The 15,564-nt window shown below is 70.2% G+C and carries 6 protein-coding genes; 5 read left to right on the top strand and 1 reads right to left on the bottom strand.

What is annotated here, in order from left to right; genetic code table 11:
- Nucleotides 1-67: 67 nt before the first annotated feature.
- Nucleotides 68-9,118 (bottom strand): DNRLRE domain-containing protein, encoded by a 9,051-nt coding sequence (locus HHX30_RS07185; RefSeq protein ID WP_169980597.1) that lies wholly within the window; start codon nt 9,116-9,118, stop codon nt 68-70.
- A gap of 420 nt (nt 9,119-9,538) precedes the next feature.
- Between HHX30_RS07185 and HHX30_RS07180 the strand changes: the two genes are divergently transcribed.
- The 5 genes from HHX30_RS07180 (at nt 9,539) to HHX30_RS07160 (ending at nt 15,559) form a co-directional block, all read left to right on the top strand.
- Nucleotides 9,539-10,441: a helix-turn-helix domain-containing protein gene (locus HHX30_RS07180; RefSeq protein ID WP_169980595.1), complete on the top strand. Its 903-nt coding sequence runs from the start codon at nt 9,539-9,541 to the stop codon at nt 10,439-10,441.
- A 55-nt stretch (nt 10,442-10,496) separates the two neighbouring features.
- Entirely contained in the window at nt 10,497-11,045 is a 549-nt protein-coding gene (locus HHX30_RS07175) for a GNAT family N-acetyltransferase (RefSeq protein WP_169980593.1), read from the top strand.
- A 10-nt stretch (nt 11,046-11,055) separates the two neighbouring features.
- Nucleotides 11,056-12,003, top strand: coding sequence for an alpha/beta hydrolase family protein (locus tag HHX30_RS07170; protein WP_211591648.1), 948 nt, complete (start codon nt 11,056-11,058; stop codon nt 12,001-12,003).
- A 5-nt stretch (nt 12,004-12,008) separates the two neighbouring features.
- Entirely contained in the window at nt 12,009-13,694 is a 1,686-nt protein-coding gene (gene polX, locus HHX30_RS07165; RefSeq protein ID WP_169980589.1) for a DNA polymerase/3'-5' exonuclease PolX, read from the top strand.
- Nucleotides 13,695-14,002: 308 nt separating this feature from the next.
- A complete protein-coding gene (locus tag HHX30_RS07160; protein WP_169980587.1) occupies nt 14,003-15,559 on the top strand; it encodes a wax ester/triacylglycerol synthase family O-acyltransferase in 1,557 nt (518 codons plus the stop codon).
- The last annotated feature ends 5 nt before the right edge of the window (nt 15,560-15,564 follow it).

The raw sequence follows: 15,564 nt of genomic DNA, 5'->3' as shown, positions 1-15,564 counted from the left end.
GACAAGGTGCGCCGGCCGTACGAACGCGGGCGGTGAGAGGCCCTGGCGACAGCTATGGAGAGCTTCCTCAGCACTTGTAAGTATTACCCTTCTGGTCCGCCTCCCGCTCATAAATATTGACGCAGGGGTCGAGGGGATCGGTGTTGCGGATGTAGTAGACGAGGAACGTCGGCCAGAAATGCGTTTGATTGTAGTAGAACTGCCACTGCCTCATATGCTCCGCCTCATGATCCAGTAGGATCTTGGTAGGCGTCGCGTTGTCGATCAGCAGGATGTTCCCCACGGTCGTCCCACCGCGCCCGAAGTGCACGCCACTCTGCAGCCCACTGCAGACCTTTTGTCCTGTCGTCGGGTTCGTGTTACAGTGCCCGCCTTCGCTTACCGCCCACCTCTCCACCGCCAGCATGAACTTGTCGTAACTCAAGTTCGGGTTCGTGTTGGCGAGGAACATGGCGAGCTTCAACGGCAAACCCCAGACACTCGACGCCCTGGCGACACTGCTTGGTTTACAAGGTTTCACGGTCGTGTCTTCGCACAGCCATTCCCGAAGATTCAGCCACTCCTGCGCGATCAGTTGCTTGCACTTCTTCGAACTGAGGTGCTCATGACAGTCGTCGAGTGCTTTGGAAAACTTCTGCCCCTGCTGGTACGCGGAGTACAGCTGCTTTCCCGTCACACCGTTTCCACCGCTCGGCAGCATGCCGATGATGTGGTCCAACCCCTTGATGTCCTTGGTTTGCATCATCGCCCAGACGGCAAGATCCTGATTCTCTTGCTTGGTCATCATGGGATTGTAGTTCTGCAGATAGAGATTGCGGGCTTCTTCGCTCATCTTCCAGTACGGCACCCCCTCTTCGATGGGGCGGCCGTTGTTCATCACGCCCAGCTCCTTGGCGCGCTCATCCGAGAAGTAGAAACGCGGGTCCGGCGGAGGCGCCGATGCGGCGAGATTCTCCCAGTAGTTGTGCTCGAAGTACTTGGTGCAGGCGTTCAAGTCGCCATGGCATGTACCGCTCTCGTCGATTCCGAAGCCACCGGGGCCGAGGTTCACGACAGGGGTGGGCGGGTTGAAGTAGGCATCGCACTGGCCCACGGTGCCGTGGCAGACTCCGTCCGCGCCGATGTCGACCTTGGGCGCATGACCCGACGGATCGATCATGACCAGCGGTGAGGCCATCCCATAGCTGTAGCGGTTGGCCCGTGCCGACGGATCCGGTTCGAGGGTCATGGTGTCGCGGCTGGTGAAGGTGCCGGTGCCGGGCTGGTACCAGCGGGCGTGCATGTTGACCTGACCGGTGTCGCCATCGGTCCACTCGCCCTGGAAGCCGAGCTGGGACCGGGTGCCCGTACTGGTGACGGCCTGGCCGAACGGGTTGTAGGCGGTGGAGCCGGCGAGGCTTGTGGCACCGGCGGTGAAGGCCGCGACGACGTCCCCGTGTCTGTCGGCCATCTGGAACTGCCCCGCGTTGGCGCCGATCTTGGCGGACAGGACGTCGCCGAAGGCACCCCGGCCGTAGGTCTCCTGAGCCGCTCCGGCTCCGTCCGTGACCGCGACCAGGTCGTTGCTCGTGTCGGCGTAGACGTACGCGGTGGTGGTGCCGCCCCTGGTGCGGCCGGTCATCCGGTCGAGCGCGTCGTAGGTGTAGTCGGCGTTCCCGTCGCCGACCATGCGGTCGAAGGCGTCGAAGGAGTAGGCGTTGACCGCACCGTCCTTGGTCGCCGCTGCGAGCGTGCCCCGGGGGGTGTAGGTGTAGTCCACGCCTGCACCGGAGGTGAGGCGGTTGCGCTCGTCGTAGGTGAAGGTGTCGTTCCCCGCCCGCGTGCGGTTTCCTGACGCGTCCCACTCGTACGCCGTCGTCGCCGAGGACGGGTCGGTCCAGGAGGTCAGGCGGCCGGCGAAGTCATAGGTGTAGCTGTTGCCGCCCGCCCCCGCCGTGCCGGAGGTGACCTTGGAGGTCAGGCGGTCCTCCTTGTCGTAGCCGTAGGTGATGGACGCCATGTCCGCGCCGCCCCCGGACCTGAGCGCGTCGCTGGTCAGGCGACCGAGGGCGTCGTAGCCATAGGTTCGCCGCGGACCGCCGCTGCCGTAGGTCGAGGAGGTGAGACGGCCGGCCTTGTCGTAGTCGTAGCCGACGGTGACACCCGTGAGCGGGTCGACCGCCGTCTTCAGCCGGTCCTTGCCGTCCCAGGTGAAGGTCGTGGTGCCGGCCGCGTCGCCGCGCTGGACCAGGCGGTCGTTGGCGTCGTAGGCGAAGCTCGCCTGGTCGACTCCGCCCTTGGCGGTCTTCAGCAACTGGCCCCGGTCGTTGAGCGTGAAGGTGAGGTCGCCTGCCGACACGGCGCGTCCGGCGAGGTCGTAGCCGAAGGTCTTCGGGGCGGTGGGGGCAGTGCCGCCGCCGCTGCCGGCCTGCTGGGTAAGCCGCCCGAGGTTGTCGAAGGTGTTGGTGACGGTGACCCCGCCGGGCTGGACCTGCGTCACCGGATTGCCCGCCGCGTCGTACCTCGTGGTCCAGGTGCGGTCGGCGAGGTTCGGATGCTGGGCGGTGGACGGCTCGATCACCGATTCCACCAGCCCGAGGCTGTTGTAGGTGGTGATCGAGGTGTTGCCCCGGCCGTCGGTGTACCGGGTGCGCGCACCCGTCGCGTCATAGCCGAACGAGGTGGTGATCGAGCCGTCCGCGCTGACCGGCTCGACCATCCGCGTGATCCGGCCGAGCGCGTCGAAGTCGTAGGTGGTGTTGTGGCCCTCGGCGTCGGTGCGGCCGACGGGGTTGCCGTCCCGGTCGTAGTCGAACGAGCGCGTGCGGACGATAGCGCCGCCGGAGTCCAGATCCCGGACCGCGGTTGGGTGTCCGGCCAGGTCGTAGGTGATGCTGCTGGCGTTGCCGAGCGGATCGGTGACCTTGGTCTGGCGTCCGGCCAGGTCGAAGGCGAACGTCGTCGTGTCGCCCTCGGGATCGGTCAGCTCGGTGGTCTCCCCGGCGGGGTTGACGGTGGCGGTTGTGGTGTCGCCCCCGGGCCGCTTCTCGGTCAGGAGGTTGTCCGCGTCGTCGTAGGTCGCGTACGAGGTGAGCGCGGCTGTGGTGGGCTTGCGCTCGATGACGGTCGAGGTGATCGGGCGGCCCAGGTCGTCGTACGTGGCCTCCTGGCGAGCGCCGGTGGGGTCGGTGACCGACAGCAGTTCACCGTTCAACGTGTAGGTGTAGTCGGCGTGCCCGGGAGTGGCGCCGCTGGTCGCCGGCGGCTGGGCCACCCGGACGAGCCGGTCGAGGGCGTCGTAGGTGTTGGTGGTGACGTTGCCCCGCGGGTCGGTGACCGACGTGAGCCTGCCGGCGGCGTCGTACCCGTAGCGGGTGACCGGGGTGACGGCGGTGCCCCCCGGCGGGGTGTAGGACGGCGCTGTAGCCGTCTTGATCTGCCCCGTCCGGTCGTAGCCGACGGAACTGGCCCGGTTTTCCGGATCGATGACGTCGGTCCGCTCACCGGCCGTGTCGTAGCCGTACCGGGTGACCGGGCGCTGGGTGGCAGGGGAGCCGCCCGCGCGCTCGACGGCGACCGGCGGTTGCTTCGTCTCGACGAGCTGCCCGACGGCGTCATAGCGGTTCAGGGCGGTGTGGTCGAGCCGGTCGGCGCCCGAGGTGTTGCCGCGCGGCGAGGTGACCTCGGTGACCAGTCCGCGTTCGTCGTACTTCCAGGTGGTGATCAGGTCGGTGTCGCCGTTCTCGACGATCTGCTTGATCCTGCGGTCGGCGGCGTCGAACTCGGCCGTCACGCTCTCGGTACGCGAGGTGCCCGCGGCGGTCCTCGTCGTGGAGATGACGTTGCCGTCGGCGTCGTAGCCGAAGCCGGTCCTGCGCGCCAGGCCATCGGGGTCCAGGGTCTGAGAGGTGAGCAGGCCGGCCGCGTCGTAGGTGTAGTCGGTCCGGGTCTTCCCGCCACCCGTGACCGTCTTCAGCGGGTTGCCGGCCCAGTCGTACTCGTAGGAGGCGAGCACCACGTCGCGGGGTGTGGCCGAGCCGTTGAGGCGAGCGTCGTCGGCGATCTCCTGGGACAGCAGGTCGTCGTCCCAGTACGTGTAGCGCGTGGTGCGGCCCATCGCGTCGGTCTTCGCGGCCGGCCGTCCCGCCGAGTCGTAGGCGTAGGAGGCCAGGACCACGTCGGCCGCGGGCTGCGGGGCGGCCGGACTGCCTGTCCAGTTCTTGAGGGTGACCGTGGCCTTCTCGCCGCGCGGGGTGTAACCGAACTCCAGCGGGGTGCCGGCCGGGCTGGTCGCGGAGACCAGCGCGCCTGTGGCGTCGAAGGAGTACCTCGTGACGCCGCCCTCGGGGCCGGTCATGGTCGTGACCCGGCCGAAGGCGTCGTAGGTGTAGGTGGTGACGCGGTCGGGGTCGGACCCGGTCAGGTCGTCCAGCGTGGAGGTGAGGACGTTGCCGTCGGGGTCGTAGGCGGTGCGGACCTCGGCGGTGTGGGTGGCCGAGGTGATCTCGTTGGCGACGCCGGGACCGGTCGCCTTGACGACGCGGCCCATGCCGTCGTAGGCGTAGCGGGTCGTCACACCATCCGGTTCCGCCGCCGACACCACCGTCTGGCTGGTCCTGCGGCCGAGGGCGTCGTAGCCGAACCGGGTGACCAGGCCCGCCGCGTCAGTGGTCTCGGCGAGGTCGCCGTTGGACCTGTAGCGGTAGCTGATCTCGGCGCCGTTGGGCTTCTTCGCGCTCTTGAGCAGGCCGGCCGGCGTGGTGCCGCCGCCTTCCGCCGGCTCGGTGCCGTCGGTGTAGGTCCAGCTCCTCGAACGCCCCGAGGGGAAACCGGGGGTGACCGGTCCCGCCTGTTTGACCCTGTCGCCGTACTGGTCGTACTCGAAGGTGGTGAGGTAGGTGCCGTCGTTCTCGTCGGCGGATCGCGCGTCCCGGTATTCGGCGACCTGGTCGTTGCGGCCGTCGAAAAGGTTGCCGATGTCGAGGAAGTAGGAGTAGTACTCCGTGCCGCATGAGCCGCTCGTCCTGCAGGTGGTCTTCGCCAGCAGGTTCCCGCGCGCGTCGTTGGCGAACTGCCGGGCGTTGCCGTTGCGGTCGGTGATCTTCGCGACGAAACCACCGGTGTCGTATTCGTACCTGGTCGTCTTGGCGAGCTGGTCGGTCCACGAGACGAGGCGGTCGTCACGGGAGGCGTCGTTGACGTAGGTCAGGGTCCCGTTGCGCGGGTCGGTGACGGCGACCGTGGCGAGGGACGCGCCCGTGGAGTCCTTGGTATACGCGGCGGACGACAGCTTCCACAGGCCGCCGTTGCGGTCGGTGTGGGTCAGCAGCCGGCCGCCGTCGGCGGCGTAGGTGTTCACCGCGCTCACCCGGCCCGACGGCTGCGTGATCTTGATGAGCTGACGGCGCGCCGTCCGGGTGCGGTAGTGCGTGGAGACCTGCTCCGCACGTAGCGGCTTGCCGTAGACGGCGACCTCGTCGATGGAACCGGCGAAGGGGAAGGGCCCGCCGGAGCTCACCGTGCCCGGCCAGCCGGAGGAGCCGAAGCCGTAGCCGATGCGGGCGTCCCACTGACCCAGATGGGCGATCTGCCTGGTCAGGGAGCCGACCTCCTGGCCGTCGAGATACAGCGTCTGCGTGGACCTGGCTCCCGACAGCGCGACGTGGTGCCAGTCGCCGTCGTTGACCGCCGCGGCGGAGGTGATCGGAGCGGCCGTTCCCGTCCAGAACTGGCCGCGCAGCCTGCCGTCGGTGCCGACGTAGATGGCGGGAGTGTAGACGCTGGGACTGCCCTTGGCCGAGTTCTGGTAGCCGAGGATGGTGCCCGAGCCCGTGGTCTTGAACCACGCCTCGATCGTCGTGTCGCCGCCCAGGCCGTTCACGACTCCCGGGGGCAGGGACACGTACGACGAGCCGGCCGTCCCCCTGAAGGTCATGGCGGTGTCCGGCGATCCCGTCAGCGGGGCCAGGGTGCCCCCGGTGGCGTCGGCGGTCGTTCCCGCGATCCTTCCGTCGTCGACCCCGGAGACCGACTTCATCATGTTGGCGATCACGCTGCCGATGCCGGTGCCGGTCTCGTTGAGCCGCCAGTAGCCGACCGGCCTGCTGTCCAGGACCGCGCTGCGGTACTGCGAGTCGTCGCCGTACTCGTAGCGGACGCACTCGCCGCCGGAGGCCGGCGGGCAGACCCTGACCAGATAATCGCCGTCGTAGGCGTAGGTCCAGGTGATCGGCGAGCCGCCCACCGGGTCACTGGCCACGCCGGTCACATGGCCGCCGCCCCAGGTGAAGGTCAGGGAGCGGCCGCCCGCCCCGGTGACCCTGGCCAGCTTGCCGTCCGTGCCGTACTGCAGGGTCTGCGTACGGCCGCGGCTGTCGGTGACCTTCACCAGCCGGCCCGCGGAGTCGAACCAGTAGGACGTGGATTCCTTGTCCATGAGGCGCCAGCCACCACCGGATTGGGTGGCCAGGGTGGCGTACGTGCCCGCCGGAGAGGCGTAGGTGCCGTCGCCCTTGGCCGCGAACCGCCACTGCCGCCCGTCGGGATAGGTGATGAGCACCGTGGAGGTCAGCGGCTCGTTCTCAAGCCGCGTGTCCCAGCGGGTGGTCCAGCCGGCGCCGAAGGCTCCGTCCTTGCGGGGGTCCAGGCTGTTGTAGGTACGGTTCACCGACAGCGGCGGCCCCACCGCGGCGACCGCCAGATCGGTCTCGGTGTGCGTGTAGTTGCCGGTGACGTGGTTGAACTCCCGGCCGTCCGTACCCGCCGCGAGCAGGGCGTTGATCGACGCCTGCTCGGGAACGGCGGTGAAGCTCCGCCATGACGAGGTGGCCGTGGCCGCGCTGGTGGCGGCCTGGGCGTACCACCAGTAGGTCTTGCCCCACTGGAGCTTGCCCGAGGGGACGGTCCAGGCCCCCTTCACCCAGGTCGAGGACTCACACCAGGTCCAGTTGTCCTTCGGCCCGGCGCAGACCTGGTACCAGTAGGAGGTGGCGGCCTCCCCCGGCACCTGGGCGTACGCCGACAGGGACGGTGTCAGAGAGCCGACCTGGTTGTTGTCGACCGGCGTGAACTGCTGGAAGGTCACCGCGGTCAGCGGCATCGACGTGACCACGGCGGTCTGCCACGAGGACCAGGCCGAGTATTCGATGCCGTCGTACGCCCGGGCCCGATAGGTGATGGTCTGGCCGTCGGCCAGCTTGCCCGAGGGCACCGCCACCGTCGCCTTGCCGCCGGAGGAGATGCCGCTGGCCGTGCCGCTCCACACCTGGGTGCCGCCCACCTGCACCTGGAAGTCCGCCGACAGCGACTGTCCGGCGTCGGCGTCGGTCAGCACCGCCGACAGCACCGGCGTCAGCGAGGTCACCACCCCACCCGTCTCGGCGGCGACCGTCGGCGCCGCCGACGGTGTCGCCACCGCCGGCGCGGTGTTGGGCAAGGTGTAGGTCAGCGCCAGGGTCGGCTTGTTGCTACTGGCCTCGGCCGAGGCGAAGGAGCGCACCGAGGTGTAGCCCTCCTCCGGTCCGCTCAGCCGCACCCCGCGGTTGGAGCTCGGAGTCGCCAGCCACTGCTGGGCCATGTACGTCAGATCCCAGCTCATCGACTTCGGGCTGGACGAGCTGCACCCCGACCCGTTCGTGCCGGGGATCTCGTCGTACCACTCCGCGTCCGGCTGGGAGTACCAGTTGATGCCCGAGGACCAGGATTGCGTCACCCGCGCGGCGGTCACGGAAACACTGCTGCACGCGCTGGACGAAGTGTTCCACAGCGTCAGCGTCGCCGCCGACAACGAAGCCGCCTGCGGCATCCCCGAGGTGTCGAAGCGCAGGAACGCCCGGTCGATCACGTCGTCGGAGCTGGAATGGCTCGACGTGCCCGCCCGCAGCGTGGACGACGAGGAATAGCCCGTCCCAACCGAATACGACCCGTCACGCCACACCTGACCCTCGACATAGGTGTCCGCGCTCGGAGTGAGGGTCAGGGTCGGGTCCACCCGGACGGGATAACGTGTGGCGGGATCTTTCAGATATTCGGCGTCGGGCCGCAGCACCAGCGTCCGCCGGCCGTTCTCCTTCACGACGCGCGTCTCTATCTTCCCGATCTTCCCGTCCGGACCCTCCCGGTCGCCGCCTTTCCCGGGGGACGGCGAGGGTGCCGCGGAGGCGGTCGGCGGGGCGCCCTGCTCGCCCGCGGCGTACATGACCGGTTCCGGGGCCACGGCAACGACCTTGCCCGCGTCCGACCGCACCTCCAGGCCGCCCGCGGCGGTCCGCGCGACGGCCAGCCCGTCGGACTCGATCCCCATCGTGATCTCCACCGGCGACTCCGGACGCTCGCGGAGCACCACGTCCTGGGAGAACCCGTCCGCCAGCATCGTGACGACCAGGTCCGCGCCGTCACCCGCCGCGTCGACGTAGGTGGCGGTGTTCCCCCTCACCACCGGCTTGGGCAGCGCCCTCGGCCACGTCAGATCGAGCGTCTCCTTCTCACTCTTGCCGAACCTGACCAGCGGCTTCGCCGACCCGCCCGGGGAGAAGGACACATCCGCCTTGGCGGCTTTCGCCCGGAGCACTCCGTCCCGCTCGACCAGGGTCGTGTCGACCGGCACCCAGGTCCCGTCACGTTCGACGCGGGCGACGCCGGCACTCACCTCGGTCGTGAAGGTCCCGTCGCTGTTGGCGTACGTCACGGAGTTCTCGGTCGTCTCGCCCGGGACGAGAGCGCGAGTCCGGGTGCGGCGGGCGGCGGCCAGGGCGGCGAGACGGTCGGAGGAGACGGCCCTCCCCTCCTTCACCGCCGGTGGGGCCACGACGCCCGGGGAACCGGTCGCCTTGGGAGCGGGAGCCTTCAGCTCGGGCGGCAGCGGCGGAGGTTTGTCGAGCCCGCCCCCGGCCGGCTCGCGTGACGTCTTGTGCCGCTGCTCGACGGGCAGCCCTTCTTTGACGCGACCGGCCGTCTCCCGGGCCGATAACCGGCCCGCCCGCGTGGCGTCGCCGCCGACCAGGTGCGGCAGGCCGTCCGCTGTTCCCGCCAGTTGCTTCGGAGCCTCACCCGTGGGCAACGCGACCGAAACGAGGGGGAGATCGTCGTGCGCCGCCGCCGGCGACATCCCCGTCACGATCAGTCCCGATGACAACGCCATCTGAAGCACCGTCGTCGCCCGGACCAGGAAACGCGAAGACCACATGACTCGTCACACTCCAAACGCTCTGGCGAGGCGCGGGAAGAATCGCCCTCCAACCGCCGGCGAGTTGATCAGCCAGTGGCCATGTCGTGAGCATGCCGGGCTCCGGAATGAGAGTCATTCGCGTTCTCTGCACGGCGCACGGCGATTTGTGCACAGGAGAGATCGCGGCAGCGCTGTCCACCCACGGGCAACTTGTATAAGCTAAGTTAGCTTGCTAAGTTAGTTCCTCGGCGGATTTGAAGGAGAAAGAGCGCTTGGCGGCGGAGCGGCGATTCCCCGCAGCGATGACCTGCCGAGGGACGAGTAATGCAGATTCTGGAATGGAGCACCGAAGATCTGGCTGTCCGGGATCGGTTTCCCTCCTGGTACGACGCCATGTCACGGGCACATGTGCACAGCTGGCTGGCCACAGACCACCCCGCGCGCTTCAACGCGTCGGCGCGGGTCTTCGACCTCGGCGGGTTGCAGTTCTCGGTGATGAGCCACAACACGCTGCGGGCGAACCGGCCTTCGAAGCTCATCCGGCAGTCGGATCCGGAGGTTTTCCAGCTGCATCTTCTCCTCCAGGGCGCCTGCGGCTTGAGTCAGGCAGGTCGGAACGTCACGGTCCAGGCCGGACATTTCCTCCTCGTCGATTCCTCCCGCCCGTACGAAGGGTGGCGAGGAACCGACGACGACCCGGCCAAGTCGCTGCTCGTCCAGTTCCCCCGAGTCGCGCTCGGTCTGCGGTCCGACATGGTCGGGCAGCTCGCCGCCGCGCCGCTTCCCGTCCGGCCCGGCATCACCGGCGTCCTGGCCGGGCATCTCAGGCACCTGGCGGAAAACGCCGAAGGGCTCACAACTCGCGATTCGCCGGCGGTGGCCGCCGTCACCCTCGACCTGATCGCGGCCGCCTACGCCGACCGGATCGAGGCCACGGCCCTGCTGTCACCCGAGTCGCGGCGGCAGGCCCTGCTGTCGTCGATCCACGACTTCATCCGGCAGCGACTCGGCGACCCGGGCCTCACCCCTGAGACGATCGCCGCGGCACACCAGATATCCGTCCGGCACCTGTACAAGCTCTTCCAGCACCAGGGCGTGACCGTGGCGGCCTGGATCCGCCGCTGCCGCCTCGAACAATGTCACCGCGATCTCGCCGATCCCCGGCAGAGTTCCCGCTCCATCAACGCCGTCGCCGCCCGCTGGGGCTTCGCCGATGCGACGACATTCAGCCGCGCCTTCCGCGCCGCCTACGGGATGTCACCACGTGATCACCGCCATCTGGGCGGGATGACGTGACGGTCCCCGGCGGCGTACGTTGCCGGAAGTCGAGCCGGGGCGGCAGGCTAGCCGGATGCTGATCAGACGAGAGAACCCCGGCGACGTCGAGGCCGTCCGCGCGGTGGTCGCCGCCGCCTTCGCCCCCTACGAGGCGGCCCGCGGCCCCGGCCGGGCGGGCGGGCTGCCGGTCGAGGTGACGTTGCTCGACGAACTGCGCGCCGATCCCGGCTGGCTGCCGGAGCTGTCGCTCGTCGCGCCGGCGCCGGACGGCGGGATCGCGGGTCACGTCGTCTGCACGAGGGCCCACGTGGGGACCGTGCCCGTGCTCGGGCTCGGCCCCTTGGCCGTGCACCCCGCCCATCAGCGGCGGGGCGTGGGCTCGGCGCTCGTGCACGCCGTGCTCGGCGCGGCCGAGGCGCTCGGGGAGCCGCTGGTCGCGCTGCTCGGCGACCCCGCGTACTACTCGCGCTTCGGCTTCCAGCACTCGGAGACGTACGGTGTGACGGCCCCCGAGCCGAAGTGGGGGAAGTTCTTCCAGGTCCGGGTGTTCGATCGACCGGTGCCGCCGCCTCGTGGGCTCTTCGCCTACGCGGCACCCTTCTCCGGGGTTGACGGCGGGTGATCGGTATGAAATGCAGCTCCCCGTGAAGAAGATCCTGACGTGGCTCGTGCTCGTCGTCATGGTGACCGGGTGCCAGGGCACCGCCGAGTCCGCGGCGCCGCCGCCCGTCCGTTCCACGGCTGCGGCTTCGGCCAAGCTCGTCTCGCAGGAGGCCGTGGACGGGCGGACGGACAAACTCGTGATCGACTCCCCGGCCACGGGCGGGCTGCGCTCCGTGTGGGTGCTTAAGCCCGCCGGCTGGAAACCGGGTTCCACCGGCTGGCGCGTGCTTTACCTGCTGCACGGCTGCTGCGCCGGCGGCGCCTGGGACTGGCTGCGGACGGGCGAGACGGCCCGGCTGACCGCCCGCCTCGACGCCGTCGTCATCGTCCCCGAGGGCGGTTCGATGGGCTGGTACGCCGACTGGCGCGACGGCCCCGGCTGGGAGACGTTCCACATGACCGAGGTGCCCCGCCTGGTCGAGCCGCGGTACGGCGCCGGCACGCGCCGCGCGGTGGCCGGTTTCTCCATGGGCGGATACGGCGCGTTCGTCTACGCCGCCCGGCATCCCGGTGTGTTCGAGGCCGCGGCGTCGTTCTCCGGGGTGCTCGACATTCGCGACGACGTCCCCGGATACCGGTCGTTCATGGCGGACAACGGCGTGGACACCGAGGACCTGTGGGGCGACCCGAGCGCCTGGCCGGAGCACAATCCCGCCGATCTCGCCGGGCGGCTGAAGGGCGTGCGCCTCTACGCGTCCTCCGGCGACGGCGAGCCCGGTCCGCTGGACCCGGGACGTCAGAGCGGCGGAACGACCGATCACACCGAGGCCGCGATCATGCGGCAGAACCTGAACTTCGCCAGGGCCGCGGAGAAGGCCGGGGTGAAGGTGACGACGGATTTCTACGGAAACGGCACCCACACCTGGCCGTACTGGATGCGTTCGTTCGAACGAGCGCTGCCGCTTCTTCTACCCTGAGACGCATGGGACGGGCCAATGACGAGGCGGCCGCAGCGCTGCAGGAGTATGCCGAGCTCTTCGCGCTGAACGGCGGGGACGCCTTCCGCGTGCGCAGCTACCAGAGGGCGGCCAAGTCCATCGCGGGATTCCCCGAGGATCTCACCAGGGAGACTCTGCGGTCGATCCCCGGCGTGGGCGAGGCCATCGCCAAGAAGATCGAGGAGTTCCTGGAGCGTGGCAGCTTCCGCCAGCTCGACGACCTGCGCGGCCGGGTGCCCGAGGGGGTGCGCATGCTGACCCGGATTCCCTCGCTCGGCCCGAAGAAAGCGCTGTTCCTGTTCCAGGAGCTCGGCATCGACTCCCCCACCGCGCTGGCCGACGCGATCCGGGCCGGCCGTCTGAACGGCCTGCGCGGCTTCGGCGCCAAGACCGAGGAGAACCTGCTCAAAGGCATCGAGCACATGGAGCGCTCGGGCGACCGGGTCCACCTCGGCGTCGCCACCGATCTGGCCGAGCGGGTCATCGCCTCGCTGCCCGCCGACCGGATCGCCTTCGCCGGGTCGCTGCGCCGGATGAGCGAGACGATCGGCGACATCGACATCCTCGCCGTCGGCGACCCCGCCCTGATGGAGCTGTTCGCGCGGCAGCCGTACGTCACCGAAGTCATCGCGAAGGGCGAGCGGAAGACCTCGGTCAGGAGCGACCGCGGCCTCCAGGTCGACCTGCGGCTGATCCCCGCCGAGTCGTGGGGCGCGGCGATGGTCTACTTCACCGGCAGCAAGGAGCACAACGTCCGCATCCGGGAGATGGCGGTCAAGAAAGGCTGGAAGCTGTCGGAGTACGGCCTGTTCGACGGCGACCGCCTCATCGCCTCGGAGACCGAGGAGGAGATCTACCAGGCGCTCGGCATGCAGTGGGTGCCTCCCGCGCTGCGCGAGGACGGCGGCGAGGTGGAGGCCGCGCTGCGGGGCGAGCTGCCGCGCCTGGTCGAGCTGCACGACCTGCGGGGCGACCTGCACACGCACACCGACCTGACCGACGGGATCGCCTCGCTGGAGGACATGGTCGCCGCCGCCGCGATGCGCGGCTACTCCTACTACGCGGTGACCGACCACGCGCCCGACCTGGTCATGCAGCGGATGACCCTCGACAAGGCCCTCGCCCAGCGTGCCCGCATCGCCGAGCTGCAGAAGAGCTACCGGGACATGCGGCTGCTGCACGGCAGCGAGCTGAACATCGCCCCGGACGGCTCGGTCGACTGGCCGGCCGAGGTGCTGGCCGGCTTCGACGTCTGCGTCGCGTCGGTGCACTCGCACTTCACCCAGTCGCGGGAGGAGATGACCCGCCGCTTCATCGCGGCGTGCGAGAACCCGCACGTCCACGTCATCGGTCACCCCACGACCCGGAAGATCGGCAAGCGGCCGCCGGTGGACGCGGACTGGGATGCGGTGTTCCGCGCCGCCGCCAGGACCGGCACGATCATGGAGATCGACTCCTACCCCGACCGCGCCGACCTGCCCTCCGACCTCGTGCGGCTCGCGCGCCACCACGGGGTGAAGTTCTCGATCGACAGCGACTCCCACGCCATCCCCCACCTGGCCCACCAGAGGTTCGGCGTGGGCATCGCGCAGCGGGCCTGGCTCACCCCGGACGACGTGGTCAACACCTGGCCCCTCGATCGCCTGCTGGCCCACCTGGGCAGGGCCTGACCCCTCACGCGCCCCGGCCGGCGGCCGGGCGCGACGCGGCCTGCCCGCTCGCGGCGCCCGGATTTCCTCGCGCAGGTCACGGGCGCGCCTGAACATCCCCGGGCGGCACGTGGGAGAAATGCGCCGGTAACTCCGCGCCGCGATGATGGTCGCGGTGCGTGAACGGGTGATCGTCGGGCGCCGGGGACTCCCCGCGGGTGCGAGGACTGCCGGCCGACGACGCCCGGGCGGACCGGAGCCGGGCGACGACCGGCGCCGGGGCGACGGACCGGCGGCGGATCGGGCGGCGTGAGCGGAAGGATGACGAGATGCGCCAGTTGACGGCACTCGACGCGCAGTTCCTGAGCGTGGAGTCGGCGACGACCGCGGCCCATGTGGCGGGTGTCGCCGTGCTCGACCCGTCCACCTCGCCCTCCGGCGCCCTGACCAGGGAGGCGCTGCTCGCCCTGCTGCGGGAGCGGCTGCATCTCGCCCCTCCGCTGCGGATGCGGCTCGCCGACGTGCCCTTCGGGCTCGACCGGCCGTACTGGCTCGACGACCCGGACGTGGACCTCGACGCCCACGTGCACGAGGCCACCCTTCCGGCGCCCGGCGGGGAGCGGGAACTGGCGGCGTACGTGGCGGGCGTCCACGCGCGGCGGCTCGACCGCGGACGGCCGCTGTGGGAGGCGCACCTCATCCACGGCCTGGCGGGCGGCCGTTGCGCCCTGTACATGAAGGTGCACCACTGCGCGATCGACGGCGTGTCGGGCTCGGAGGTCCTGACCGCGCTGCTCGACCCGTCGCCGCGGCCGCGCAAGGTGGACGTCCCTCCCGCCCCGGCGCCGCCGGGGCCGCCCAGCCTCCTCACGATGCTCGCCGGGGCGGTCGCCCGGTCGATCGTCCAGCCGGTGGAGACGCTGTGCTCGCTCGCCCGTGCCGCCGCGGACCTGGACACGATCCCGGTGGTCGCGGCGCTGCCCGACGCCCGGCTCGTCGCCCAGGCCGCCCGTGCGATCGCGGGCGACTCGCGCCCGCTGCCCGAGACGCCGCCGCTGGTCGCGCCGCGCACGCCGTTCAACGGCCCGATCTCCGGCATGCGGGAGGTCGCCTTCGGCTCCGTGCCGCTGGCGGAGGTCAGGAGAGTGGCCAGGGCCTTCGGCATGGGCCCGAACGACGTGGTGATGACGCTGTGCGCCTCGGCGCTGCGGCGTTGGCTGGTCGCCCACGACGCGCTGCCCGACCGGCCGCTGGTGGCCGCCGTACCGGTGGCGTTGCGGCCGCGTACGCCGGACGCGGACGGGTCGTCCCGTGACGCCGGGCGGGTCGGCAACCGCATCTCGGCGATGGTCACGCCGCTGGCCACCGATGTCGCCTGCCCCAGGGAGCGGCTGACGGCCGTACGCGCCGCGCTGGCCACCGCCAAGCGGCGCTTCGCCGTGTCCCACCGCACCTGGCTGGACGACGTGTGCGCGATGGTGCCGAACGCCTTCGCGGCGCTGGCAACGCCGGTGGTGTTCCGCCTCGCGGGCGTCGCGGGGGCGGGAGTCAACCTCATCGTGTCGAACGTTCCCGGTCCCCGCCTGCCGTTGTATCTCTGCGGCGCCCGGATGCTGTCCTACCACCCGCTGTCGGTGGTCACCGACGCCACCGGGGGGCTCAGCATCACCTGCGCGTCCTACGACGGCCGGCTGGACATCGGCGTCGTCGCCTGCCCCACCCGGCTGCCGGACGTCTGGAGCGTGGTCGACCACCTGCGCGAGGCGATGGACGAGCTCCTGGCCCTGCTCGACGACTCCCCGCACGACGTGGCCCGCCAAGAGGACGCGGTGCCCGTACGGCCCCGGGAGGAGCGGGAGGAGCGGGAGGAGATGGTGCCCGCCTGACCCCC

Source organism: Microbispora sp. H10836 (assembly GCF_012999525.1).
Classification (GTDB): Bacteria; Actinomycetota; Actinomycetes; order Streptosporangiales; family Streptosporangiaceae; genus Microbispora.
Note: the sequence above shows the minus strand (reverse complement) of the source record. Positions and strands in the feature narration are given on the sequence as shown.

Coding starts and splice junctions, on each gene's coding strand:
- HHX30_RS07185 (WP_169980597.1), bottom strand. CDS start 9,118: ATGGCGTTGTCATCGGGACTGATCGTGACGGGGATGTCGCCGGCGGCG.
- polX (WP_169980589.1), top strand. CDS start 12,009: ATGGGACGGGCCAATGACGAGGCGGCCGCAGCGCTGCAGGAGTATGCC.
- HHX30_RS07170 (WP_211591648.1), top strand. CDS start 11,056: ATGCAGCTCCCCGTGAAGAAGATCCTGACGTGGCTCGTGCTCGTCGTC.
- HHX30_RS07180 (WP_169980595.1), top strand. CDS start 9,539: ATGTCACGGGCACATGTGCACAGCTGGCTGGCCACAGACCACCCCGCG.
- HHX30_RS07160 (WP_169980587.1), top strand. CDS start 14,003: ATGCGCCAGTTGACGGCACTCGACGCGCAGTTCCTGAGCGTGGAGTCG.
- HHX30_RS07175 (WP_169980593.1), top strand. CDS start 10,497: ATGCTGATCAGACGAGAGAACCCCGGCGACGTCGAGGCCGTCCGCGCG.